Source organism: Massilia sp. Mn16-1_5, from assembly GCF_004798585.1.
In the GTDB taxonomy this organism is placed as follows: Bacteria; Pseudomonadota; Gammaproteobacteria; order Burkholderiales; family Burkholderiaceae_D; genus Telluria.
The window spans coordinates 73,573-97,567 of record NZ_PPXQ01000009.1 but is presented as its reverse complement, the minus strand read 5'-3'; the positions used below and the strand labels follow the sequence as shown (position 1 = coordinate 97,567).

Here is a 23,995-nt window from a genome sequence, read left to right as displayed (position 1 = left end):
GAAACGGTTTTTATTAATTCTTTACTGAGTGAACATCAGGGCGGTCATCACGAAGTCCAGGCCCAGGACCAGCAGCGAGGCGATGACGACGGTACGCGTGGTCGCGCGCGCCACGTCGGCCGGGGTCGGCTTCACGTGGTAACCCTGGAACACGGCCGTGAAGGTCACGGCAATGCCGAACACGAAGCTTTTGATGACGCTGCTCACGACATCGCGGCGCACGTCGACGCCGGCCTGCATCTGCGACCAGAAGGCGCCTTCGTCCAGGCTCAGCATTTTCACGGCGACCAGGTAGCTGCCGATGATGCCGACGGCCGAGAACACGGCGGCCAGCACCGGCATGGCGATCACGCCGCCCCAGAAACGCGGCGCCAGCACGCGCGCCACCGGATTCACGGCCATCATTTCCATGGCCGACAGCTGCTCGCCCGCCTTCATCAGGCCGATCTCGGCCGTGAGCGAGGTACCGGCGCGGCCCGCGAACAGGAGCGCCGTGACGACCGGACCGAGTTCGCGGATCAGCGACAGCGCGGTCAGCGAACCGAGCTTTTCCTCGGCGCCGAACTGGATCAGGTTCACGTAGAACTGCAGGCCCAGCACGAGACCGACGAAGAGGCCGGAGACGATGGTGATGACCAGCGAGTAGTTGCCAATAAAGTGAATTTGCTCGGAAATCAGGGTCGGACGACGCCATGCACCCGGCGAAAAGCGCAGCAAATTAAAAAAGGCGCGCGTGGCAAAACCCAGGCTTTCGATCGATTCGCGCACGGTGGCGCCCGTGCTTTCAAAGACACGCATGATCATCGCGGCGCTCCCAGGCCCAGGTCGTCGGCCAGCGACTTACCCGGATAGTGGAAGGGCACCGGACCGTCGGGCTCGGCGTTCACGAACTGTTTGACGTAAGGATCTTGCGAGACACGCAGCTCGGCCGGCGTGCCTTCGGCCACGATCTTGCCCGCCGACATGAAGTAGACGTAGTCGGCGATGGCGAAGGTTTCGTTGACGTCGTGCGAGACCAGGATCGAGGTCGACCCCAGCGCATCGTTCAGGTTGCGGATCAGGCTGGCGGTCAGGCCCATCGAGATCGGGTCGAGGCCGGCGAAGGGCTCGTCGTACATGATCAGTTCAGGGTCGAGCGCGATGGCACGGGCAACGGCGACGCGGCGCGCCATGCCGCCGGAAATCTCGCCCGGCTTGAGTTTCGAGGCGTTACGCAGGCCGACCGCGTTCAGCTTCATCAGCACCAGGTCGCGGATCAGCTCTTCCGGCAAGTCGGTATGCTCGCGCAGCGGAAAGGCGACGTTGTCGAAGACGGTCAAATCGGTGAACAGGGCGCCGAACTGGAACAGCATGCCCATCCGGCGGCGCAGGCGGTACAGGCCCTCGGTGCGCAGCTCGTGCACGACCTCGCCGCCGACCCGCACCGAACCGCGCTGCGGACGGATCTGGCCGCCGATCAGGCGCAACACCGTGGTCTTGCCGCAGCCGGAACCACCCATCACGGCAATCAGCTTGCCGCGAGGGAAATCCATGCGCAGGTTCGACAGGATCTTGCGTTCGCCGTAACCGAACTCGAGATCGCGTATTTCTACAAGGTTAGACACAGAGGGGATAATCGGATGTAAAGAATCCCGTATTGTAGTGCAGAAACGGCAATCCCTGCTTGAGACACCCCCGTTTCACGCCTCGTTTCGACGCGCGCCTACAACACTAATAACCGAGAAGTCAGATATTTCCTGCCGCAAGTCATTGTTTTTGTTGAGATATGCATATATGTCAACATTGCAATTTGTTGACATAAACCAACATTTCTCGGAGGCAGTAGCAATAAGCGAAATGTAGGGTGGAGTCCCGACTCCACGCGTTTGCAATGGGCGAGTCGATATGGAGTATGCGACTCAACCGTTGTACGCGTGGAGTCAGGACTCCACCCTACGTCTAATTACCTTAACTAATTTAGCGCGGCAGTACCGACGAGCCCATCAGGAACTCATCCACCGCCCGCGCGCACTGGCGGCCTTCGCGGATCGCCCACACCACCAGCGACTGGCCGCGGCGCATGTCGCCGGCCACGAAGACCTTCGGCACCGAGGTCTGGTAGCAGGTCTCGCCCTCGGTCGTCGCCCGCGCGTTACCGCGCGCATCCTTCTGCACGCCGAAGGCGTCGAGCACCTGCTGCACCGGGGAGACAAAACCCATGGCCAGGAACACGAGGTCGGCCTTCAGCTCGAATTCGCTGTTCGGCACTTCGGTCATCTTGCCGTCTTTCCACTCGACGCGGCAGGCGATCAGCTTCTCGACTTTGCCGTTTTTACCCTCGAAGCGCTTGGTCGCCACGGCGAAATCGCGTTCGCAGCCCTCCTCGTGCGAGGACGAGGTGCGCAGCTTGGTCGGCCAGTAGGGCCAGACCAGGGGTTTGTTTTCATGCTCGGGCGGCATCGGCATCAGCTCGAACTGGGTCACCGTGGCCGCGCCGTGGCGGTTCGAGGTGCCGACGCAGTCGGAACCGGTATCGCCGCCGCCGATCACGACCACGTGTTTGCCGGTCGCCTTGATCTGGTCTTTCAATTTATCGCCGGCATTCACCCGGTTTTGCTGGGGCAGGAAGTCCATGGCGAAGTGCACGCCTTTCAGTTCGCGTCCCGGCACCGGCAAGTCACGCGGCTGCTCGGCGCCGCCGGCCATCACGACCGCATCGAATTCGGCCTGCAGATCTTCCGGGAAAATCGTGTCGCGCGCCATGTTGCTGACCGTGGCCGGGAAATCCTTGCCGATCAGGACGCTGGTACGGAAGGTGACGCCCTCGGCCTGCATCTGCTCCATGCGACGGTCGATCAGGCCCTTTTCCATCTTGAAGTCGGGGATACCGTAGCGCAGCAGGCCGCCGATGCGGTCGCTCTTCTCGAACACGGTGACATCGTGGCCGGCGCGCGCCAGCTGCTGGGCGGCTGCCAGGCCGGCTGGGCCGGAACCAACCACCGCCACTTTTTTACCCGTTTTCACGGCCGGCGGCTGCGGCACGACATAGCCGTGTTCAAAGGCGTTGTCGGCAATCTTGCGCTCGATCGACTTGATGCCGACCGGGTCGTTGTTGATGCCGAGCGTGCAGGCCGCTTCGCAGGGTGCCGGGCAGATGCGGCCGGTCACTTCTGGGAAGTTGTTGGTCGAGTGCAGGTTGTCGATCGCTGCACGGTAATTGTTGTGATACACCAGATCGTTCCAGTCGGGGATCTGGTTGTTGACCGGGCAGCCGGTATTGCAGAAGGGGATGCCGCAATCCATGCAGCGTGCGCCCTGCACCTTGGCTTGGCCGTCGGTCAGGGTGACAACGAATTCTTTGTAGTTCTTGACGCGTGCGGCAGGTTCCAGGTGATCTTCTTCCTGCCGTTGAAATTCCATGAAGCCGGTGATTTTGCCCACGTTTTATTCCTTTTAATCTCGATGCAGCGGCTGCTTTGCAGCTGGTTGAACGCGTGGGCAGGAAACCTGCCCACCTTACGGGTCGAGCTGCGTTATGCCGCGAGTTCGATTTTGTCGTTCGCTTCTTCCATGCTGCTGTTGTGCATTTCTTCCAGCGCGCGCTTGTAGTCGGTCGGGAAGACTTTTACGAATTTGCCGCGGCTGTTGGCCCAGTCGTCCAGCAGGTTGCGGGCACGGGTGCTGCCGGTGTACTTGAAATGGCGCTCGATCAGGCGGCGCAGGATGACCTCGTCGGCCTCACGCTCGCTGCCGCGGCTCTGGCTGTGCCAGCCGGAGACGTCGCCCTGCTCTTTCGCCGAGACGACACGCTCCAGGTTCACCATGGTCGTGTTGCAGCGTGCGGCGAACTCGTCCTTCGGATCGTAGACATAGGCCACGCCGCCCGACATGCCGGCCGCGAAGTTGCGTCCGGTCTCGCCCAGCACCACGACGGTACCGCCGGTCATGTATTCGCAACCATGGTCGCCGCAACCTTCCACGACCGCGGTGGCGCCCGAGTTACGCACCGCGAAGCGTTCGCCGGCCACGCCGTTGAAGAAGGCTTCACCGGAAATCGCGCCGTACAGCACGGTGTTGCCGACGATGATGTTGTCCACCGCCCAGCCACGGAATTCCGTGTTCGGACGCACGATCACACGGCCGCCCGACAGGCCTTTGCCGACGTAGTCGTTGCCTTCGCCCACCAGGTCGAGCGTGATGCCTTGCGCCAGGAAGGCGGCCGCCGACTGGCCGGCCGTGCCTTGCAGCTGGATGTGGATGGTGTCGTCCGGCAAGCCGGCGTGACCATAGCGCTTGGCGACTTCGCCCGAGAGCATGGTGCCGACCGTGCGGTTCACGTTGCGCACCGGAGAAATGAAGGAGACGCGCTCGCCCTTTTCCAGTGCCGCTTTCGCCTGCGCGATCAGCTTGTGGTCCAGTGCCTTGTCCAGGCCATGGTCCTGCTCGTCGCTGTGGAACAGGTTGCGCAGCGAATCCGTCTTCGGCTGATAGAAGATGTTGCTGAAGTCCAGGCCTTGCGCCTTCCAGTGCGTGATCGCCTTCGATTTGTCCAGCAGGTCGGCACGGCCGATCAGTTCGTCGTAGCTGCGGATGCCGAGCTGGGCCATCAGCTGGCGCGCTTCTTCGGCCACGAAGAAGAAATAATTCACCACGTGTTCCGGCTTGCCCTGGAATTTGGCGCGCAGGACAGGGTCTTGCGTCGCCACGCCCACAGGACACGTGTTCAGGTGGCACTTGCGCATCATGATGCAGCCTTCGACCACCAGCGGGGCCGTGGCGAAACCGATCTCGTCAGCGCCGAGCATGGCGGCGATCACGACGTCGCGGCCGGTCTTCATCTGGCCGTCGGCCTGCACGCGGATGCGGCTTCGTAAACCGTTCAGCACCAGGGTCTGCTGGGTTTCCGCCAGGCCCAGCTCCCACGGCGTACCGGCGTGTTTGACGGAGGACAGCGGCGAAGCGCCGGTGCCGCCATCGTGGCCGGCCACCACCACGTGGTCCGCCTTGGCTTTCGAGACGCCCGCGGCGACGGTGCCGATACCGACTTCCGACACCAGTTTCACGGAGATCGACGCGCGCGGGTTTGCGTTTTTCAGGTCGTGGATCAGCTGTGCCAGGTCTTCGATCGAATAGATGTCGTGGTGCGGCGGCGGAGAGATCAGGCCCACGCCCGGCACCGAGAAGCGCAGCGAGGCAATGTATTCCGACACCTTGTGGCCCGGCAGCTGACCGCCTTCGCCCGGTTTCGCGCCCTGCGCCATCTTGATCTGGATCTGGTCGGCGGCGTTCAGGTATTCCGCGGTGACGCCGAAGCGGCCCGAGGCGACCTGCTTGATCTTCGAGCGCAGCGAATCGCCCTCTTCCAGCGGAATGTCGGCAGCCACGCGGTCGGAGCCGAGCACCGAGGCCAGGGTTTCGCCCTTGGAAATTTTGATTCCCTTGAACTCGTTGATGTAGCGCAGCGGGTCTTCGCCGCCTTCGCCCGTGTTCGACTTTCCGCCGATGCGGTTCATGGCGATCGCCAGCGTCGCATGCGCTTCGGTCGAGATCGAACCGAGCGACATCGCACCGGTCGCAAAACGCTTCACGATCTCTTTCGCCGGCTCGACTTCGCCCAGCGGAATCGCTTTACTCGGATCGATCTTGAATTCGAACAGGCCGCGCAGCGTCAGGTGGCGGCGGCTCTGGTCGTTGATGATCTGGGCGTATTCTTTATAGGTGCTGAAGTTGTTGGCGCGGGTCGCGTGCTGCAGTTTCGCGATCGAGTCCGGCGTCCACATGTGGTCTTCGCCGCGCACGCGGAAGGCATACTCGCCGCCCGTGTCCAGCGCGTTCGCCAGCAGCGGATCGGCGCCGAAGGCCAGGTTGTGCAGGCGCAGCGCTTCTTCCGCCACTTCGAACAAGCCGATCCCTTCCACCGTCGACGAGGTGCCGCGGAAGTACTTGTCGACCAGCGATTTATTCAGGCCGACGGCCTCGAAGATCTGGGCGCCGCAGTAGGACATGTAGGTCGAGATGCCCATCTTCGACATCACCTTCATGAGGCCCTTGCCGATCGCCTTTGTGTAGTTATAAGCGGCGGCGCTCGGATCCATCTCGTGCGGCAGGTGCTGGGCGAGATCGGTCAGGGTTTCCAGCGCCAGGTACGGGTGCACGGCTTCCGCGCCGTAGCCGGCCAGCAGGGCGAAGTGGTGGGTTTCGCGGGCCGAGCCGGTTTCGACCACCAGGCCGGTGGAGGCGCGCAGGCCGCGCATCACCAGGTGCTGGTGGATGGTCGAGGTTGCCAGCAGGGCCGGAATCGCCACGGTCTCGCTCGAGACCGCGCGGTCCGAAACGATCAGGATGTTGTGGCCCGATTTGACGGCGTCGACCGCTTCCGCGCACAGCGAGGCCAGGGAGGCTTCGATGCCCTCCTTGCCCCAGGCGACCGGGTAGCAGATATTCAGTTCATACGATTTGAACTTGCCGCCGGTATGCAGGCTGATATTGCGCAGGCGCGCCATGTCGTCGAAACCGAGCACCGGCTGCGATACCTCCAAACGCATCGGCGGGTTGACGTTGTTCGTGTCCAGCAGGTTCGGCTTTGGACCGATGAACGAGACCAGCGACATCACCATCGCTTCGCGGATCGGGTCGATCGGCGGGTTCGTCACCTGGGCAAACAATTGTTTGAAATAGTTGTACAAAGGTTTGAGCTTGTTCGACATCACCGCCAGCGGCGAGTCGTTGCCCATCGAACCGGTCGCTTCTTCGGCCAGCACCGCCATCGGCGCCATCAGGAATTTCAGGTCTTCCTGGGTGTAGCCGAAGGCTTGCTGGCGGTCGAGAAGCGAGATGGCCGCCTTTTCGCCCTGGGCCGGGGTGTCTTTTGCACGGTTCTGCGCCAGCTGCGATTCGCTCAGCTTGATTTCGTTGAGCTTGATGCGCACCGATTTGATCCAGGCTTTATAGGGCTTGGCGTTCGAATAGGTGTCTTTCAACTCTTTGTCGTCGATGATGCGGCCCGCTTCCAGGTCGATCAGGAACATTTTTCCTGGCTGCAGTCTCCACTTCTTGACGATGCGCGATTCCGGGATCGGCAGCACGCCCGACTCGGAAGCCATCACGACCAGGTCGTCTTCGGTGACGACGTAACGGGCCGGACGCAGGCCGTTGCGGTCCAGGGTGCCGCCGATGTGGCGGCCGTCCGTAAACGCCATGGCGGCGGGGCCGTCCCATGGTTCCATCATCGCCGCGTGGTATTCGTAGAAGGCCTTGCGGTTGTCGTCCATCGCCGAATGATTTTCCCAGGCTTCGGGAATCATCATCATCATTGCCTGGGCGATCGGGTAACCCGCCATCACCAGCAGTTCCAGGGCGTTGTCGAAGCAGGCGGTGTCGGACTGGCCTTCGTAAATGAGCGGGAACAGTTTATTCAGGTCCTCGCCCAGCACGGCCGACTTCATCATGCCTTCGCGGGCACGGGTCCAGTTGAAATTGCCTTTGACGGTATTAATTTCTCCGTTGTGGGCAATCAGGCGGTAGGGGTGGGCCAGCGGCCATTCCGGGAAGGTATTCGTCGAGAAGCGCTGGTGCACCAGGGCGAGCGCGGAGACGCAGCGCGGATCTTGCAGATCCTTGAAGTAGACGCCGACCTGGTCGGCCAGCAGCAGGCCTTTATAGACGATCGTACGGGCCGACATCGAGGGCACGAAGAATTCCTTGCCGTGCAGGAGTTTCAATGCCTGGATCGCGTGGCCTGAGGATTTGCGGATCACGTACAGCTTACGCTCGAGCGCGTCGGTGACCATGATGTCCGGACCGCGGCCAATAAAGATTTGGCGAATCACCGGTTCCTTGGCTTTCACGGTCGGCGACATCGGCATCGCTTCGTCGACCGGCACATTGCGCCAGCCGAGCACGACCTGGCCTTCGATGCGCACGGCGCGCTCGATTTCCTGTTCGCAGGCGATGCGCGACGCGTGTTCCTTCGGCAGGAACACCATGCCGACGCCGTATTCTCCGGGCGGCGGCAGCTCGACGCCCTGCTTGGCCATCTCGTCGCGGAAATACTGGTCGGGAATCTGGATCAGGATACCGGCACCGTCGCCCATCAGCGGATCGGCACCGACGGCGCCCCGGTGGTCCAGGTTTTTAAGGATCAATAACCCCTGGTCGATGATGGAATGGCTTTTGTTGCCCTTGATATGGGCGATGAAACCGACGCCGCAGGCGTCATGTTCATTGGCGGGATCGTATAAACCTTGGGCAATCATTGCGGGACTCTCCACAGCTTTTCAGGGGTTGAAGGCCGAGAATAGTGCAATGCAACAAAGGCTGCAAGTGGAACAATGAGGGTCGGAGTCGAATTAATTCATTCACTCGGCAAGGATGACATAAATAGGGACAGGTCGAATCATGGTAATAAAGTGACTTTCCGAGCAGCGAAAATTCGGCCTTTTCCTACTAGGTCAGCAGGAAATTGCTATGCCTAAAAGATGAGCAGCGCAAACATTGCGCGATAGCCGAGGATGACCGAACGGCTGATGCAGGGTTCAGGCGGCTGTCGCAGGAGGCACTTTGAATGGCCGGCCGCGCTTGGCCGGCAGGATGCGGCGCTGGGTCTGGCGCTCGAGTTCGAGCTTGAAAGCATGGGAGCCGAGCGGCTGCCCCTTTTGTACGGCGCCGGTCACCTGCGCCAGCTCGTCCGGGCCGATGCCTTGCTCCACCCACTCGATATACGCCGCCTCGCGCTGGAAGGGCGTATTGCCCAGCCCCCAGAACAGGGCGTGGTCGGTGACGACGGCATCGGGCGCCATGCCGGCATGGTGGCGGTAGCTCGACCACAGATACACCGCCGGCTCGGCCCCCTCCCCCTCGCGCACCGGCGCCAGCTCGATGAAGCGACTGCACATCAGCAGATGACGGTCGGGTTCGACCACGGCCGTGCGGAACCGTCCTTCGAACAGCCCGCCGGCGCGCTCGTACTTGCCGTTGTACCAGGGAACGTAGAGACGGCCGAGCTTTTGCATCATGGCCGCCAGACCTTCCTCGGTTTCGGGCGTGGCCAGCAGCTGCAGCTGGGTCGGCAGCAGCACGTAGGCGTGGATCGCCACTTTATAAAAGCGGGCGGCTTCTGCCAGCCAGGCCAGGAAACGCTCGTAATCGGCCGGCTCGCGGAAGATGCGCTGGCGATCGTTGCCGCGCTGGAGGATGTGGTGGGCTTGCTTCGGGAGGATCAGGCGGGGTTGGCGGGCCATGGTGCGCAAGAATGAGGCAGATAAGCGTATTCTAGCGCGGTGGGAAGACTGTGTCCCTCATTTATTTTAAGCAAGGGAAATTTTACCATTGACTCTGTCCCGATTTTGTAGGGTGGGCATTCATGCCCACGCGGTGCGGCATGTGCGGGTCGAAAACACGTTTCGATCAGGAAGGGTTGCACCGCGTGGGCATGGAATGCCCACCCTACAAACGACGATCAAGCCAGCGTAAAGCCTGCCGAGAGGCTGTAACCCTCGCCATACGCGCTACGCAGCGGCAGCTCCTGTCCCAGCGCGCTTCTCGTCTTCTTGCGCAGGCGATACACCAGCATGTCGACGCGGCGGCTGGCGTCCGGATCATCTCCTCCCATGCCGGCCACGATGGTGGCGCGCGGCACCGGGCGCGTATTGATCGTCAGCAGGTGCAGGAAATTGAACTCCTTCTCCGTCAGATCGATCACCTTGCCGCTCAGCTCGAGCTGGCGCGCGCTCACGCGCAGGGTCCATTTCACGGGCGCCGGGGCCGGCTCGCTCGGACGCACGCGGCGGCCCAGGGCTTCGATGTGGGCGGCCAGTTCCGGGAACTTGATCGGTTTCGTCAGATAGTGGTCGGCGCCCAGCTGCAGGCCGAGGATGCGGTTGTCGAAGGCGACGCGGCCGGTCAGCACCAGCAGGCCGATTTCCGGATACAGCTGGCGCATGCGCGGGATCACCGTAAAACCGTCCTCGTCGGGCAGGCCGAGGTCGAGCACGACCACCGCGGCGGGCGTGCGCGTCAGGGCCGCCCACATCTCGCTGGCGGAGGTGGCGATGGTGACTTCATGCTCGAGTTCGCGCAGGAAATCGGCCATGTCCCCGGCGTAATCGCCGTTGTCTTCCACAATCAATATCTGCGTCATGGGCTTACACGTTCTTCATGTTGGGTTGCCGGAGGGCAGCGCGGGATTATCGGGTGTCGTGCCTTGGCGCGCAAGCAACTTCGCAGCGCCGGCGATCGGCAGCCAGATGCGGAATTCGGCGCCACCGCCGCTCGGCGTGACCAGGCTGAGGACGCCGCCGTGTACCTCGACGATCGAGCGCGCCATGTACAGGCCCAGGCCGCTGCCCGGCATGCCGGCAGCGTTGCTGCCACGGTAAAACTTGTCGAAGACCCGGGTTTGCTCGTCGCGCGGCACACCCGGGCCATGGTCGCGCACGGCCAGTTCGATGCCGCTGGCGGCCAGGCGTCCTCCCAACACCACCGGGGAGGTGGCCGGTGAATACGCGATCGCGTTGTCGACCAGGACTTTTAAGGCCAGGCGCAAGCCTTCGGGATCGCAGCGCAGGGTTTCGGGCAGTTCGCGCGCCTTGATGCTGGCTGTGCGCCCGGCCGCGCGCAGCTGGGCCGCGCCCTCCTCCAGCAGGATACGTGGCGCCACCGTGGTCGGCTGGCGCTCGCTGCCGATGCCGGCCATGCGTTCGGGCGACAGGTAATCGTCGAGCATGCCGATCAGGCGGTCGGTGGCGACGGCGATCTTGCGGTAGCGGGCGCGCGTCGCCTCGTCGGTATGCGGGCTGGTGGCCTCGAGGCGCTGGATCGCGCCGTCAATGGTGGACAGGGGCGTGCGAAATTCGTGGTTCAGCATGCTGGCGAAGCGCTTTTGCTCGGCTTCGCGCAGGCGCCGCGGCGACAGGTCGCGCAGCAGGCCGACCAGGGCCTGGGGCCGCCCGTCGTCGTCGCACAGCAGGGAAGAGATGACTTCGACCGGCACCGGATACCCGTGTGCGCCTTGCAGCTCGGTCTCGCGCACCAGGCGCAGGCGGCTGCGGTCGCCCGCGCGCAGGCGCCGCATGCGCTCCGGCACGCCGGCATGCAGCACGGCCAGCGGCCCCTCGGCGCCGGCACCGAAATCGGCCACGATTTGCTCCGGGGTGTAGCCGAGCAGTTGTTCGATCGCAGGGCTGACATAGCGCAGCTGGCCGCTGGCGCAATCGATGCTGAAGGCAACGTCGCCACCGATCTCGGCAATCACGCGGAACTGCTCGGACAGCGCCACGCCGGCATGGCCGGAACAGTCGCTACTGGCGCTGCGGTTCATCAAACACCCTTCTAGAAATTAGTACAATCAGCGCACTGAACTAGTGCGCAAGGAGTATATAGCTGGGAATACCCTTCTGTATAGGCAAGCGTTGTTGCAATATCAATTACCTAAAATTGCATCATACATAATTCTGTTCAATATCTTTTACATTACGCCTCCTGGATGCCACATTTCATGCCCTGCGCATGAGAATCCGGCAAAAGAGCGAAAAAAAGCCCGCCGAAGCGGGCCTGGTTCTGCGCCGGACAACTTTACTGCTCGTCGAGCGGCGCGAAGATTGCCTGTAGATCTTCCTGGGTCAAGGCCATCTTCTGCGATTCGCCTTCGGCCAGGATCGACTGCGCCAGTTCCGATTTCTTCTGTTGCAGCTGCTGGATCTTTTCTTCCAGCGTACCTTTCGCGATCAGCTTGTACACGAACACCGGCTTGTCCTGCCCGATGCGCCAGGCGCGGTCGGTGGCCTGGTTTTCCGCCGCCGGGTTCCACCACGGGTCGTAGTGGATGACGGTATCGGCCGCCGTCAGGTTCAGGCCGACGCCGCCCGCCTTCAGGCTGATCAGGAAAATCGGCACCGCGCCCTGCTGGAAGGCTGCCACCTGCGCCGAACGGTCGCGCGTTTCGCCGGTGAGGATGGCGTAGCGGATGCCACGCGCCGCCAGTTCTTCTTCGATCAGCGCCAGCATGCTGGTGAACTGCGAGAACACGAGGATCTTGCGGCCCTCTTCCAGCAAGTCGTCGACCATCTGCATCAGGTCGGTGAGCTTGGCGGAGATGGCTGCCGTGTTCTTTTTCGCCGGCATGGCTTTGACCAGGCGCGGATCGCAGCAGACTTGTCGCAGTTTCAGCAGCGCTTCCAGGATCACGATCTGGCTGCGCGCCACGCCCTTGCGGTCGATTTCCTCGCGCACTTTCTTGTCCATGGCCAGGCGCACGGTTTCGTACAGGTCGCGCTGGGGGCCGGTGAGTTCGACCCTTCTCACCATCTCCGTCTTTTCCGGCAATTCCTTGGCCACGTGGTCTTTCGTACGGCGCAGCAGGAAAGGACGGATGCGGCGGTTCAGCAAGGCGCGCCGCACCGGATCGTCCTGGCGTTCGATCGGGTGGCGGAACTGGGTATTGAAGGCTTTTTCCTCGCCCAGCAGGCCGGGCAGCAGGAAGTGGAATTGCGACCAGAGTTCTCCCAAGTGGTTCTCCAGCGGCGTGCCGGTCAGGCACAGGCGGTGGTTCGCGTTCAGGGAACCGGCCGTCTGCGCCGCTTTGGATCTCGTGTTTTTGATGTAGTGCGATTCGTCGAGGATCACCAGGTGATAGTGGTGCTCGCGCAGCTTTTCCTCGTCGCGCGGCAGCAAGGCATAGGTCGTCAGCACGATGTCGGCCTGCTCGATCTGGTCGAACATGTCCACGCGTTCCTTGCCCTGCAGCAGCAACACCTTCAGGCTCGGTGCGAAGCGCGCGGCTTCTTCCTGCCAGTTGGTCATCAGGCTGGTCGGCGCAATCACTAAGGCCGGGCTGGTCAGGCGGCCCGCCTCCTTCTCCGTCAGGATGTGCGCCAGGGTCTGCACGGTTTTACCGAGACCCATGTCGTCGGCCAGGATGCCGGCGAGGTCGTATTCGCGCAGGAACTGCATCCACGACAGACCATCGAGCTGGTAGTCACGCAGGGTCGCCTGCAGGCCGGCGGGGGCCGCCACTTTTTTCACCGAACCGAACTGGCTCAGCTTGCGGCCGGTCTCGCGCAACTGTTCGCCGCCGAACCAGCGCAGCTCGACGCCGCGCGCCAGTTCTTCCAGGCGGCTGGCGTCCAGGGTCGACAGGCGCACCCGGTTCTTGATCTTGTCGTTGAAATACAGCTCGCCCAGCGTCGCCAGGATCGGTTTTACGCGCGCCCAAGGCAGGGCGACCCGTAAACCTTCCGGCAGCGTCGCCAGCATCTGGTCGGCTTCGCCATGGGCGGCCAGCACGGCCGGATCGAAATCCGTCGGTGCGTTGCGGATCAGCTGCACCAGTACCGGCAGCAGCGGCACGCGCTTGCGGTTGACGACGATGCCCAGCTCCAGCTCGAACCAGGCTTTACCGGCCTCTTCCGGCTCGTCGATCTCGGCATACCAGTCTTCCACCGGCACCACATCGTAGCGGTATTTATTCGACTTTTGCAGGTGCCAGCCGGCATCTGACAGGGCGTCCAGGTCGGTTTCGGCAAAGCGCAGCCAGTGCGCCTGGCTTTCCAGCTGTACGGCGCCGGCCACGGCCGACAAAGGCGTGGTCGCCGGTTTACGGAAGCCGAGTTCCGTCAGTTTGTCCAGCGCTGCGGCCTCGGCGGCCGCGTCGCGCTCGATGATTTCGGTAACGTCGCCGATCTGGCGCACCACGCGCTGCGAAGGGTCGAAGGAAACACGCTGGCCGTCGTAGTCGAAGGACAATACGGCGAAATCGTGCCAGCGCGGGGCGCCGCTGTCGGCCAGCGACACGGAATCCAACAGCAGGAAGGGCTGTGGCTTGACGTCGGTGCGCAATTTCTGCGTGAGCGGCTGCGGCAGCGGCATCAGTTCCTGCAGGCCGTGGGCCAGCAGCAGTTGCGAGACGCGCTTTTTGTCGTTGCCGGTGAGGACGGGGGCTTGCGCCACCAGCGCCTGCAGTTCGGCCAGCGAGATGTCGACGCCGCCGCGGTTCAGCGACAGCGGTCCGCAGGACAGGTTGTCGATGTACCAGGGCGGATCGGTCGGCAGCATGTAGTCGATCAGGTCGGCGCCCGGGTGATTCGCACCGTTGGCCGGTTCCACCGACCAGCCGAGCTTGGCGGCGCGGCCTTCGTCGCGCCATGCCAGGTTTGCCTGGCGCGTGGGGCCGGCCTGCAGCGGATAAACGAGACCGTTGGCCATGTCGGCCCAGGAATTCGCCCACAGCAGCTTGCCCTGGCGCAGCAATAAATCGAGCAGGATGGCGCCGACTTTGCCCTTCGGCTCGGTCGCGCTGGTGCTTTGCGAGGAACCGCTGCGCATGGCGATGAAGAAGCGCACCAGGTCTTCGTCTTCGCCTTCCAGGTAGGCCGGCGGGGCGGACAGCAGGGAAAACACCTCGTTCACCGGGCTGGCGGCGGCGACGTCGCCGTTCGGACGCAGGCGCGCCTTGCACAGGCAGATGGCGACATGGCGTCCACCGCTGGTGGGGGCCATCACATAGACGAATTTGTACTGGATCGCTTTTGGATCGGCAACTTCGACATCCAGCTTGGGTTGCGGATGCGCTGCCGCTTCGACCCGTTGCAGCCAGGTCGCCACCGGCGCGGGCAGTGCGGGCGCGCGTGCCGGCGTCGCGCGCGGTGCCGGGGCATCGCTCGCGTGTTCGCGTGGGAAATCAACTGTGTGCATTGGGTCCTTGAACCTGTATGAAAAAAAACAACAAACACCATTATCTCTCATACGGGCACTTCAGTTTTGTTCGGAATCGCACCTTGCCGAAAATTCTTTACGGTGTGAAAGATACGCATCGCTTGACCCGGCTTTCAAAAACACATTGACAAGCCGGCAAGCGCTGCTAGTATATCGAACAGCGATATGTCGGGACCCGATATATCAACCGAGGAGCTGGTTTGGACATCGATTTCGCAAAACTCTTGCCTTTATCCGAGGCGACGTATTACGTGCTGGCGGCGCTCGACGAGCCCTTGCACGGCTACGCGCTGATGCAAAAGGTGGAAAGCATGAGCCAGGGGAATGTGGTGATCGGCCCCGGCACCCTTTACGGCGCCTTCGGCACGCTGGAAAAGCAGGGGCTGATCGAGAAAGTCAGCGAAGAAGAGCGGCGCAAGACCTATGCGCTGACGCCGAAGGGACGGCTGGTGCTGGCCGAGCAGGTGCGGCGCCTGGCGATCATGGTGCGCAACGGACAGTTTGCACTGTCGACAGAGGGAAAGGAAGCAGCGGCATGAACGATGTGACTGTTACCAAATTCAAATTCTTCTGGGCGCACCAGGACCAGGAGCAGGAAGCCTGGCTGCGCGCGATGGCGCAGCAGGGCCTGCACCTGGTGAGCGTGAATCCCTTCTGCTTCTGGACCTTCCGCCGCGGCGCCCCGCGCGACCTCGTGTACCGCCTCGATTTCGGCCATGGCCGCACCGACGATGGCTTTGCCCAGCTGATGGAGGACGCCGGCTGGACCCTGGCCACGACCTGCACCGGCTGGCATTACTGGAGCATTCCGGTGACTAACGGCCGCGAACCGGAAATTTTTACGGACGGCGCCTCGAAGGTCAAAAAATTCCAGCGCCTGCTGGCCCTGCTCGTCTGCAGCGCCCTGCCCGCGTTCATCATGGTGGTCACGACAGATAAAGCCTCCCTGCCCTCCCGATTGTCGCTGCCTTCTCTGGTCATCCTCAGCGGCATTTATATCGTCCTGTTCGCGATGCTAGGGTATTCGGCGCTGCAGCTGCTGCTGCGCATCCGCGCGGAGCGCGCGCTGCAGCGGGCCTGATAAAATCTACTGCACGGTGCATATCCGCTGTCAAGACTGGCACTTCGCGCGCGTTTGCGTATCATTGCCCGCCTGACTCACGGATTTCTTGCACCATGCTGCCTTCTATCGAACAACGCCTCGCTCTCGAGCTGGCCGCCAAGCCGGCGCAAGTCGCCGCCGCCATCGCCCTGCTGGACGAAGGCGCCACCGTCCCCTTCATCGCACGCTACCGCAAGGAAGCAACCGGCGGCCTCGACGACGTCCAGCTGCGCCTGCTGGAAGAGCGCCTGCGCTACCTGCGCGAGCTGGAAGACCGGCGCGCCGCGATCATCGAATCGATCACCGAACAGAACAAGATGACGCCGGCCCTGCTGGAAGCCATCGCCCTGGCCGAAGACAAAACCCGCCTAGAGGATTTGTACCTGCCCTATAAACAGAAGCGCCGCACGAAAGCGCAGATCGCGGTCGAAGCGGGCTTGTCTCCGCTGGCCGACGACCTATTGAACGATCCATCCCGCAATCCGGAAGAGGAAGCGAATAAATACCTGCGCGAGGCGTTTACGAATGCCGATGGCGTGAACAATCCCGGCGTGGCGGACGTGAAGGCGGCGCTCGACGGCGCACGCCAGATCCTGATGGAACGTTTTGCGGAAGACGCGACGCTGCTGCAGTCCCTGCGCGAATATGTGCAGGAGCACGGCGTCGTCGAATCGAAAGTCGTCGACGGCAAGCAGGAAGAAGGAGAGAAGTTTGCCGATTACTTCGATTATTCGGAGCCGCTGGCCACTGTCCCTTCGCACCGCGCGCTGGCGCTGATGCGCGGGCGCCGCGAAGGTATCCTCGACGTCACGCTGCGTCTCGACACCGAGGCGGAAAAACCGAAGTGGGATGCGCCGCACAATCCCTGCGAAAGCCGTATCGCCGCCCGTTTCGGTATCAAGGCCGCCGGCCGTCCGGCCGACAAATGGCTGCTCGACACGGCGCGCTGGACCTGGCGTGTGAAAAGCTTCATGTACATCGAGACGGAATTGATGGGTGCCCTGCGCGAAAAAGCGGAGCTGGACGCCATCAACGTCTTCGCGCGCAATCTGAAATCCCTGCTGCTGGCGGCGCCGGCCGGCCAGCGCGCCACCATGGGCCTCGATCCGGGCCTGCGTACCGGCGTCAAAGTCGCGGTGGTCGACGCCACCGGTAAAGTGGTCGACACGGCGACGATCTACCCGCACCAGCCGAGAAACGACTGGGACGGTTCGCTACACGTGCTCGGCCAGCTGGCCGCGAAACACAATGTCTCGCTGATCTCGATCGGCAACGGCACCGCCTCGCGCGAGACGGACAAGCTGGCGCAGGATCTCATTAAAGCCCGTCCGGAACTGAAGCTGACCAAGATTGTCGTCTCGGAAGCGGGCGCCTCGGTGTACTCGGCCTCGGAATTCGCCTCGCGCGAACTGCCGGACCTGGACGTGTCCATCCGCGGCGCCGTCTCGATCGCGCGCCGCCTGCAGGATCCGCTGGCGGAACTGGTGAAAATCGACCCGAAATCGATCGGCGTCGGCCAGTACCAGCACGACGTCTCGCAGACGCAGCTGGCGCGTTCGCTCGATGCCGTGGTCGAGGATTGCGTGAACGCGGTCGGCGTGGATGTGAACACGGCCTCGGCGCCGCTGCTGGCGCGCGTGTCCGGCCTGTCGTCGAGCGTGGCGCAGAGCATCGTCAGCTACCGCGACATGAAGGGCGCCTTCGCCTCGCGCGCGGCCTTGAAAGCCGTACCACGCCTGGGCGACAAGACTTTCGAGCAGGCGGCCGGCTTCCTGCGCGTGATGGGCGGAGAAAATCCGCTGGACGCCTCGGCGGTGCACCCGGAATCCTATCCAGTGGTGCAGAAGATCCTGGCGGATGTGAAACGCGACATGAAGGCGGTGGTCGGCGACAGCGCCCTGATCAAGACCCTGAATCCGGCGAAATATGCGGATGAAAAATTCGGCGTGCCGACCGTGACCGACATTTTGAAAGAGCTGGAAAAGCCGGGGCGCGATCCGCGGCCGGAATTCACGACGGCGACGTTCAAGGAAGGCGTCGAGGAAATCAGCGACCTGCGTCCGGACATGATCCTGGAAGGCGTGGTCACCAACGTGGCTGCCTTTGGCGCCTTTGTCGACATCGGTGTGCACCAGGATGGGCTGGTGCACATCTCTGCGCTGTCGAACACGTTTGTGAAAGATCCGCACACGGTGGTGAAGGCGGGCCAGGTCGTCAAAGTGAAAGTGCTGGAAGTCGATCCGAAACGCAAGCGCATTGCGCTGACGATGCGCCTGTCGGATTCGGCGCCGCAGCCGGGTTCGCAGCCGCAGCAACGCGGCGACCGCGAGGACCGCAAGCGCGTGGCCCAGCATACGCGCCAGGAACGCCCAGCCTCTGATGCGGGCGGCGCGATGGCGGCAGCTTTTGCCAAGCTGCGCAAATAAAATGCAGTGCGCACCCGCCGATCCGGACAGTCTTGATGCGCGGGTGCTGGTCAAGGAACTCGATGCCGCGCTGGCTGCGATCTGCGGCGACAATGGTTCGGGTTCCTTCGATCCGGCGGACGTGCGCGGGCCGTCCGCCGTGTTCCTGGTGGCGCGCGATGCACAGGGCAATGCGCTCGGCTGCGGCGCCCTGCGGCCGCTGGCGCCGGGCGTGGCGGAACTGAAAAGGATGTATGCCAGGCCGGGCAGCGGCGCCGGGCTGGTGTTACTAAAGGCGCTGGAAACGCAGGCGCTCGCCTTCGGCTACCGCGACATCTGGCTGGCGACGCGGCGTGTCAACGCGAAAGCGCTGGCGTTTTATGCGCGCAATGGCTACCTGCCGGTCGAGAATTACGGACGGTATGTCGGGCGGGAAGAATCCATCTGCCTCGGCAAACGTTTGCGCTGATCACACGGTGTCCCGCGTGGACTCGGGAGTCCACCCTACAAAATCAAGCAAAGAACTGCGCGAGTTCGGGCACTCGTTTCACCAGCACCCCGAACACATACAGCGCCAGGCAGGCCAGCCCGATCTTGTTCATCTTCGCCCGGCTCATGGCCGGCTGGCCGGTTTTTTTGATGTGCAATGCGTCGCGCAGCAGCAGGGCTGCGTAGATCGTCATCGCCAGGCCGGTGATGAAGACACCGGCGCCGGCGCCGCGCGCGCCCATCACCAGGTCGAACACGCCCATGAGGCCGAGCACGGCGGCGAGCACGAGATTGAAAACGGCGGACGGTGCGGCGCTGGGACCTTGTTGCATGCTTGATTCCTGGATGATTGGCACAAAATAAACCCGCGGATAATACCGCAATCGCCGGGCCTGGCGCCGCACCGGCGCGGGCGATTTCTTATAGAATGGCGCCATCTATCTCATCTCCACCGAAGGCACACACATGAGCGACGTACAAACCTGGATCAAAGACACCGTGACCAACACCCCGGTCGTGCTGTTCATGAAGGGCACCGCGCAATTCCCGCAATGCGGCTTCTCCGGCCGCGCCATCCAGATCCTGAAAGCCTGCGGCGTCGATAACATCGCCACCGTCAACGTGCTGGAAGATCCGGAAGTGCGCCAGGGCATCAAGGACTTCTCGAACTGGCCAACCATCCCGCAGCTGTACGTGAACGGCGAATTCATCGGCGGCTCCGACATCATGAACGAGATGTACGAGTCGGGCGAACTGCAGGCGATGTTCAAGAAGTAATGACTGATAAGCGACCGCGTCGTATCGTCGTCGCCATCACCGGCGCGACCGGCGCGGTGTATGGCGTGCGCCTGCTGCAACGGCTGGGCGCGGTTGAAGGCGTCGAAACCCACCTCGTGGTCTCCGACGCCGCCTCTCTTACGCTGCACCAGGAAGTCGGGATGCAGCGGCGCGACGTCGAGGCCCTGGCCCACGTCGTCCATAAAAATCGGGAAATCGGCGCCTCGATCGCCAGCGGCTCGTTCCAGACCGACGGCATGGTGATCGCGCCCTGCTCGATGAAAACGCTGGCTGCCGTGGCGCATGGCCTGGCGGACAACCTGGTGGCACGCGCGGCCGACGTGATATTGAAAGAGCGGCGGCGCCTGGTGCTGATGGTGCGCGAAACGCCGCTCAACCTGGCGCACCTGCGCAATATGACGGCGGTGACGGAAATGGGCGGCATCGTGTTTCCGCCCCTGCCAAGCTTTTATCACCGGCCCAACAGTATCGACGAGATGGTCGACCACACGCTCGACCGCGTGCTGGATTTATTGGGTCTCGAAACCACCACTGCGCCACGCTGGCCCGGCATGCGCGGTTCCCCGGACACGCCAGCCAGCTGAACCGGCAACTGTCAGCGCTTCAAATGATCGCTGTCGCCGGCCTTTTTCAATTCCCTGGCTTCCTCCAGCATCCTGCGCTGGGCGATACGCTTGCGCATCACCTCGGCATGGCGCGCGGCCGACATCGGCGGCGCGGTCATGAGTTCCTTCAGCTGGGCGGTGTTCATGTAATTGCTTTTCATAGGCGCACGATCCTCGGCTGTGAGAAATCGATTATGCGCCAAGTTCGGGCAATATGGACTACCTGACTCGGAAGAAAATTTGTAAGCGGAAACGCTGTCTGGAAGAAGGCGGCGGCTTACTTCGAGGGGGCCGGGTGGTTCATCCGTACCAGCATGCGGATGAACTCGCGCGCCAGCTGACGGTGGTGTTCATCGAGCCGCTGCAGGTCGGCGATCAGCTTGACGTCGGCCGATTCGAAGCGGGCCGCACCGCTGCCTTCGGCTTGCGCACCCGGCGCCTCGGCACCGCCAAAACGCAGCCAGTCGGCAGGCACGCCCAGCCATTGGGCAATCATGCGCAGCTTTTCCTGGGTCGGAATGGCTTCGCCGACCAGCCACTTGCGGGCGGCGTGTACCGTGATCGGACGGCCCTCGAAGCGAATGTTAAATTCGCGCGCCAGCCGGGTTGGGCTGTCGGGTGAGTAATGGGCGTTTTTCAGGGCCTGCTGGAGACGCTCACTAAAGCTCTCCCGTTCGTTCGTGGAATTCATGATGGCACTATTTCATGCTCGACCATAAAAGTCAGTTAGTGGACTGTAAAGACCACTTGTGACACTTGCTAGGCCGATGACTTAACAAAGAAGTGGAAATTGAAGAGAGTTTTCCCGGATGGGATGCATCATGCCACAAAATTTCCAAAAAGCATGAATGTATCGTATCTGTAGCTGTACAGAAACAAAGAGTCGTCGCGTGCGCGGCACGGTATAAGCGGGGCCGGCGTTGCCGTGGCGCCGGATCCAGGACGGATCCGGCCTGAAGCGTTCAGGTGAGTGCGAACCGGATGACGGCGTCGTCGCCGCCGTCGTTACCAGTTACACGCCTTAACATACCATCGTTCCAAAGTTTATGCAGGTGCGCGAGCGCCTCGCCCAGGGCAAAGCTGAGCTGGTGGGCATCGAGCTGGCGCCGGAACATGATGGGCACGATATCCATCGCGCTCTGCGGCGTACGGCAGGCTTCCAGCACCTCGGCCAGGCGCGCCACGTGGTGCGCGCGCAGCTGGGCAATGCGCGTGTGCAGGCCGCGGAAAGGTTTACCGTGCGAGGGCAGCACCAGCACGTCGGCCGGCAGGCCGGCGAATTTATCCAGGGAATCGAGATATTGCTGCAGCGGGTTGCCCTCCGGCTCAACGGCGAATACCGAGACGTTCGTCGAAATGCGCGGCAAGACCATGTCACCGGACACCAGCACATTCAATTCTTCCGAGTACAGCGAGGCGTGTTCCGGCGAGTGGCCGAAACCGGTGATCACGCGCCAGGTCGCATCGCCGATCGCGACCCGCTGGCCATCCTGCAGGCGCGTATAGGCTGCGGGCACGGCCGGCACCAGAGAAGGATAGTAATTGCGGCGGCTGCGCATCTGCTCGTGCATGGCCGGGTCCTGTAAACCGTGGCGCTCGAAATGGGGGATGGCCGACGGGCCGTCCACGCCCGGCAGGGCGGCCGCCATCATGCGCGCGAAACCGAATTCGCCGGCGGTCAGCCAGAACGGCGCCTCGAAACGCTCGCACAGCCAGTTCGACAAGCCGACGTGGTCCGGATGGCAGTGGGTGGCCAGCACCCGCAGCACCGGTTGCTGGTCCATGGCGCCGGCGAACACTTGCTCCCAATTGGCGCGGGTGGCGTCGGTGGCCACGCCGCAATCGATCACCGTATAGCCGCTCCTTCCCTCGCGCTCGTCGCGCAGCAGCCACAAATTGATGTGGTCGAGCGCGAACGGCAGCGGCATGCGCAGCCAGCCGACGCCGGGCGCCACCTCCTGCACGCTGCCGGGCGCAGGCAGCAGGTCGGCGAAGGGATAGGACAGTTCGGATTCGAGCGGATTCATGTTCGACAATCTTTCGTATTCGTGACGGGTAGTGCGCGCTACAATGCGGTTGACGTTGACGTAAACGGAAAACGCGTAAGAAGATTCTAAGCGATTCCACGATTTGCCACTTTCAGCCGCCTAAGTGCTCTACCGGAAATGCCCACGACCTATACCATCGCCGAACTGGCCCGCGAATTCGATATCACCGCGCGCGCAATCCGCTTCTATGAAGACCAGGGTTTATTGAGCCCCAGCCGCGAAGGCGTCGGCGGACGCAACCGTGTCTACACGCCGCGCGACCGCACCCGGCTAAAACTGACGCTGCGCGGCAAGCGCCTCGGCCTGACCCTGTCGGAAATCAAGAGCATCGTCGACATGTACGAGTCGCCGAAGGACACGCGGGCGCAAATCGACCGTTTCCTGGGCGTGCTGGCGCACCAGCGCGAAACGCTGGAGCAGCAGCGTGCCGACATCGAGATGGCGCTGGAGGAAATTGCCGCGCACGAGGAAGAATGCCGCCGTTTGCTGGCCGACAGCGCCGCCGGCATGGCTGCCGACCTTGCACCCGAGGCCAGCAAGGCCGCCTGAGCTGCGCGCAAGGGAAGCTCTTCCCTTACCCTCTACTTGACGTTTACGTTAACGTCATACGCGAGTATGATCGCAAACGCTCAACCGCTAACCCCGTTCACCGAGAGGACGACATGCTGCATCTTCCAGGCTTGACCTTTGACCATGGCGAAGACATCGCCGCGCTGCGCGAAGCAGTCCAACAGTTCGCGGCGAGCGAGATCGCCCCGCGCGCTGCCGAGATCGATCGTACCGACCAGTTCCCGATGGATTTGTGGAAGAAGATGGGCGAACTGGGCCTGCTCGGCATCACCGTGAGCGAAGAATACGGCGGCGCCAACATGGGCTACCTGGCCCACATCGTCGCGATGGAAGAGATTTCGCGCGCCTCGGCCTCGGTCGGCCTGTCCTATGGCGCCCACTCGAACCTGTGCGTCAACCAGATCAAGAGAAACGGTACCGAAGAACAAAAGCGCAAATACCTGCCGAAGCTGATCTCGGGCGAGCACGTGGGCGCGCTCGCCATGTCGGAACCGAATGCCGGCTCGGACGTGGTCAGCATGAAGCTGCGCGCCGACCTGAAGGGCGACCGCTACGTCCTCAACGGCACCAAGATGTGGATCACCAACGGTCCGGATGCCGACACCCTGGTGGTCTACGCCAAGACCGACCTGGAAGCCGGCCCGCGCGGCATGACCGCCTTCCTGATCGAAAAAGGTTTTAAAGGGTTCTCGATCGCGCAAAAGCTGGATAAGCTCGGCATGCGCGGCTCGCACACGGGCGAACTGGTGTTCCAGGACTGCGAAGTGCCGGTCGAGAACGTGCTGGGCGGCGTCGGCAAGGGTGTGAATGTCCTGATGTCGGGCCTCGACTTCGAGCGCACCGTCCTGTCCGGCGGCCCGCTGGGCATCATGTCGGCCTGCATGGATTCGGTCGTGCCGTATATCCATGAGCGTAAACAGTTCGGCCAGGCGATCGGCGAATTCCAGCTCATGCAAGGCAAGATCGCCGACATGTATTCGACCATGATGGCTTGCCGCGCCTACGTCTACGCCGTGGGCCAGGCCTGCGACCGCGCAACCAGCCCGGAGCAAGTGCGCGCGCTGCGCAAGGACGCCGCCGGCGCCATCCTGTACAGCGCCGAAAAGGCGACCTGGATGGCGGGCGAAGCGATCCAGACCCTGGGCGGCAACGGTTATATCAACGAGTATCCGGTCGGCCGCCTCTGGCGCGATGCGAAGCTCTACGAAATCGGCGCCGGCACCAGCGAAATCCGCCGCATGCTGATCGGCCGCGAGCTGTTCGGCGAGACGATGTAATTTCGCGGTTGTG

20 protein-coding genes are annotated in these 23,995 nt (G+C 62.7%); 8 read left to right on the top strand and 12 right to left on the bottom strand.

What is annotated here, in order from left to right; genetic code table 11:
* Window positions 1-21: 21 nt before the first annotated feature.
* From mlaE to C2862_RS12360, 8 genes are all read right to left on the bottom strand, one after another.
* Window positions 22-804 (bottom strand): lipid asymmetry maintenance ABC transporter permease subunit MlaE, encoded by a 783-nt coding sequence (gene mlaE, locus C2862_RS12395; protein ID WP_136220440.1) that lies wholly within the window; start codon window positions 802-804, stop codon window positions 22-24.
* Entirely contained in the window at window positions 801-1,604 is an 804-nt protein-coding gene (locus C2862_RS12390) for an ABC transporter ATP-binding protein (protein ID WP_136220439.1), read from the bottom strand. The genes mlaE and C2862_RS12390 overlap by 4 nt, the downstream gene beginning before the upstream one ends.
* A gap of 352 nt (window positions 1,605-1,956) precedes the next feature.
* Entirely contained in the window at window positions 1,957-3,420 is a 1,464-nt protein-coding gene (locus tag C2862_RS12385) for a glutamate synthase subunit beta (RefSeq protein WP_136220438.1), read from the bottom strand.
* Between the two features lie 92 nt (window positions 3,421-3,512).
* Window positions 3,513-8,234 (bottom strand): glutamate synthase-related protein, encoded by a 4,722-nt coding sequence (locus C2862_RS12380; protein ID WP_136220437.1) that lies wholly within the window; start codon window positions 8,232-8,234, stop codon window positions 3,513-3,515.
* A gap of 279 nt (window positions 8,235-8,513) precedes the next feature.
* Window positions 8,514-9,218, bottom strand: a complete 705-nt coding sequence (locus C2862_RS12375) for a transposase (RefSeq protein ID WP_136220436.1) — start codon at window positions 9,216-9,218, stop codon at window positions 8,514-8,516.
* Between the two features lie 218 nt (window positions 9,219-9,436).
* On the bottom strand, window positions 9,437-10,117 hold the full coding sequence (locus C2862_RS12370; RefSeq protein ID WP_136220435.1) for a response regulator transcription factor: 681 nt from the start codon (window positions 10,115-10,117) through the stop codon (window positions 9,437-9,439).
* Between the two features lie 15 nt (window positions 10,118-10,132).
* A complete protein-coding gene (locus C2862_RS12365) occupies window positions 10,133-11,296 on the bottom strand; it encodes a PAS domain-containing sensor histidine kinase (RefSeq protein ID WP_136220434.1) in 1,164 nt (387 codons plus the stop codon).
* A gap of 254 nt (window positions 11,297-11,550) precedes the next feature.
* Complete coding sequence (locus tag C2862_RS12360) at window positions 11,551-14,667, bottom strand: DEAD/DEAH box helicase (protein WP_136220433.1); 3,117 nt, start codon at window positions 14,665-14,667, stop codon at window positions 11,551-11,553.
* 221 nt (window positions 14,668-14,888) lie between these two features.
* On the opposite strand from C2862_RS12360, the gene C2862_RS12355 reads away from it, so the two are divergent.
* The 4 genes from C2862_RS12355 to C2862_RS12340 all read left to right on the top strand — a co-directional run bounded on the left by C2862_RS12355 (window position 14,889) and on the right by C2862_RS12340 (window position 18,664).
* The gene (locus C2862_RS12355) at window positions 14,889-15,227 is read left to right on the top strand and encodes a PadR family transcriptional regulator (RefSeq protein ID WP_136220432.1); all 339 of its coding nucleotides are present in this window, start codon (window positions 14,889-14,891) and stop codon (window positions 15,225-15,227) included.
* Window positions 15,224-15,769 (top strand): DUF2812 domain-containing protein, encoded by a 546-nt coding sequence (locus C2862_RS12350; protein WP_136220431.1) that lies wholly within the window; start codon window positions 15,224-15,226, stop codon window positions 15,767-15,769. The genes C2862_RS12355 and C2862_RS12350 overlap by 4 nt, the downstream gene beginning before the upstream one ends.
* A gap of 95 nt (window positions 15,770-15,864) precedes the next feature.
* Window positions 15,865-18,216 (top strand): Tex family protein, encoded by a 2,352-nt coding sequence (locus C2862_RS12345; RefSeq protein WP_136220430.1) that lies wholly within the window; start codon window positions 15,865-15,867, stop codon window positions 18,214-18,216.
* Between the two features lies 1 nt (window position 18,217).
* Window positions 18,218-18,664 (top strand): GNAT family N-acetyltransferase, encoded by a 447-nt coding sequence (locus C2862_RS12340; protein ID WP_136220429.1) that lies wholly within the window; start codon window positions 18,218-18,220, stop codon window positions 18,662-18,664.
* Between the two features lie 43 nt (window positions 18,665-18,707).
* Here C2862_RS12340 and C2862_RS12335 read toward each other — a convergent pair whose 3' ends face one another.
* On the bottom strand, window positions 18,708-19,016 hold the full coding sequence (locus tag C2862_RS12335; protein ID WP_136220428.1) for a hypothetical protein: 309 nt from the start codon (window positions 19,014-19,016) through the stop codon (window positions 18,708-18,710).
* 133 nt (window positions 19,017-19,149) lie between these two features.
* On the opposite strand from C2862_RS12335, the gene grxD reads away from it, so the two are divergent.
* A complete protein-coding gene (gene grxD / locus C2862_RS12330; RefSeq protein WP_136220427.1) occupies window positions 19,150-19,461 on the top strand; it encodes a Grx4 family monothiol glutaredoxin in 312 nt (103 codons plus the stop codon).
* The gene (locus tag C2862_RS12325) at window positions 19,461-20,066 is read left to right on the top strand and encodes a UbiX family flavin prenyltransferase (protein WP_136220426.1); all 606 of its coding nucleotides are present in this window, start codon (window positions 19,461-19,463) and stop codon (window positions 20,064-20,066) included. The genes grxD and C2862_RS12325 overlap by 1 nt, the downstream gene beginning before the upstream one ends.
* 11 nt (window positions 20,067-20,077) lie before the next feature.
* On the opposite strand, the gene C2862_RS25255 is transcribed toward C2862_RS12325, so the two are convergent.
* From C2862_RS25255 to C2862_RS12315, 3 genes are all read right to left on the bottom strand, one after another.
* Window positions 20,078-20,248: a hypothetical protein gene (locus C2862_RS25255; protein WP_168710053.1), complete on the bottom strand. Its 171-nt coding sequence runs from the start codon at window positions 20,246-20,248 to the stop codon at window positions 20,078-20,080.
* Between the two features lie 116 nt (window positions 20,249-20,364).
* Window positions 20,365-20,778: a hypothetical protein gene (locus C2862_RS12320; protein WP_136220425.1), complete on the bottom strand. Its 414-nt coding sequence runs from the start codon at window positions 20,776-20,778 to the stop codon at window positions 20,365-20,367.
* Between the two features lie 271 nt (window positions 20,779-21,049).
* Window positions 21,050-22,114 (bottom strand): MBL fold metallo-hydrolase, encoded by a 1,065-nt coding sequence (locus C2862_RS12315; protein ID WP_136220424.1) that lies wholly within the window; start codon window positions 22,112-22,114, stop codon window positions 21,050-21,052.
* A 138-nt stretch (window positions 22,115-22,252) separates the two neighbouring features.
* Here C2862_RS12315 and C2862_RS12310 point away from each other — a divergent pair, with 138 nt between their 5' ends.
* Both C2862_RS12310 and C2862_RS12305 read left to right on the top strand, forming a co-directional pair.
* A complete protein-coding gene (locus C2862_RS12310; protein ID WP_136220423.1) occupies window positions 22,253-22,684 on the top strand; it encodes a MerR family DNA-binding transcriptional regulator in 432 nt (143 codons plus the stop codon).
* A gap of 113 nt (window positions 22,685-22,797) precedes the next feature.
* Window positions 22,798-23,982 carry an isovaleryl-CoA dehydrogenase gene (locus tag C2862_RS12305; RefSeq protein ID WP_136220422.1) on the top strand — a complete coding sequence of 395 codons (1,185 nt, stop codon included), beginning with the start codon at window positions 22,798-22,800 and terminating at the stop codon, window positions 23,980-23,982.
* The last annotated feature ends 13 nt before the right edge of the window (window positions 23,983-23,995 follow it).

What these genes read in the sequence shown, in the direction of transcription:
- mlaE (WP_136220440.1), bottom strand. Translation starts at nt 804, where the DNA reads ATGATCATGCGTGTCTTTGAAAGCACGGGCGCCACCGTGCGCGAATCG.
- C2862_RS12380 (WP_136220437.1), bottom strand. Translation starts at nt 8,234, where the DNA reads ATGATTGCCCAAGGTTTATACGATCCCGCCAATGAACATGACGCCTGC.
- C2862_RS12375 (WP_136220436.1), bottom strand. Translation starts at nt 9,218, where the DNA reads ATGGCCCGCCAACCCCGCCTGATCCTCCCGAAGCAAGCCCACCACATC.
- C2862_RS12370 (WP_136220435.1), bottom strand. Translation starts at nt 10,117, where the DNA reads ATGACGCAGATATTGATTGTGGAAGACAACGGCGATTACGCCGGGGAC.
- C2862_RS12365 (WP_136220434.1), bottom strand. Translation starts at nt 11,296, where the DNA reads ATGAACCGCAGCGCCAGTAGCGACTGTTCCGGCCATGCCGGCGTGGCG.
- C2862_RS12360 (WP_136220433.1), bottom strand. Translation starts at nt 14,667, where the DNA reads ATGCACACAGTTGATTTCCCACGCGAACACGCGAGCGATGCCCCGGCA.
- C2862_RS12350 (WP_136220431.1), top strand. Translation starts at nt 15,224, where the DNA reads ATGAACGATGTGACTGTTACCAAATTCAAATTCTTCTGGGCGCACCAG.
- C2862_RS12345 (WP_136220430.1), top strand. Translation starts at nt 15,865, where the DNA reads ATGCTGCCTTCTATCGAACAACGCCTCGCTCTCGAGCTGGCCGCCAAG.
- C2862_RS12340 (WP_136220429.1), top strand. Translation starts at nt 18,218, where the DNA reads ATGCAGTGCGCACCCGCCGATCCGGACAGTCTTGATGCGCGGGTGCTG.
- C2862_RS12335 (WP_136220428.1), bottom strand. Translation starts at nt 19,016, where the DNA reads ATGCAACAAGGTCCCAGCGCCGCACCGTCCGCCGTTTTCAATCTCGTG.
- grxD (WP_136220427.1), top strand. Translation starts at nt 19,150, where the DNA reads ATGAGCGACGTACAAACCTGGATCAAAGACACCGTGACCAACACCCCG.
- C2862_RS12325 (WP_136220426.1), top strand. Translation starts at nt 19,461, where the DNA reads ATGACTGATAAGCGACCGCGTCGTATCGTCGTCGCCATCACCGGCGCG.
- C2862_RS25255 (WP_168710053.1), bottom strand. Translation starts at nt 20,248, where the DNA reads ATGAAAAGCAATTACATGAACACCGCCCAGCTGAAGGAACTCATGACC.
- C2862_RS12320 (WP_136220425.1), bottom strand. Translation starts at nt 20,778, where the DNA reads ATGAATTCCACGAACGAACGGGAGAGCTTTAGTGAGCGTCTCCAGCAG.
- C2862_RS12315 (WP_136220424.1), bottom strand. Translation starts at nt 22,114, where the DNA reads ATGAATCCGCTCGAATCCGAACTGTCCTATCCCTTCGCCGACCTGCTG.
- C2862_RS12310 (WP_136220423.1), top strand. Translation starts at nt 22,253, where the DNA reads ATGCCCACGACCTATACCATCGCCGAACTGGCCCGCGAATTCGATATC.
- C2862_RS12305 (WP_136220422.1), top strand. Translation starts at nt 22,798, where the DNA reads ATGCTGCATCTTCCAGGCTTGACCTTTGACCATGGCGAAGACATCGCC.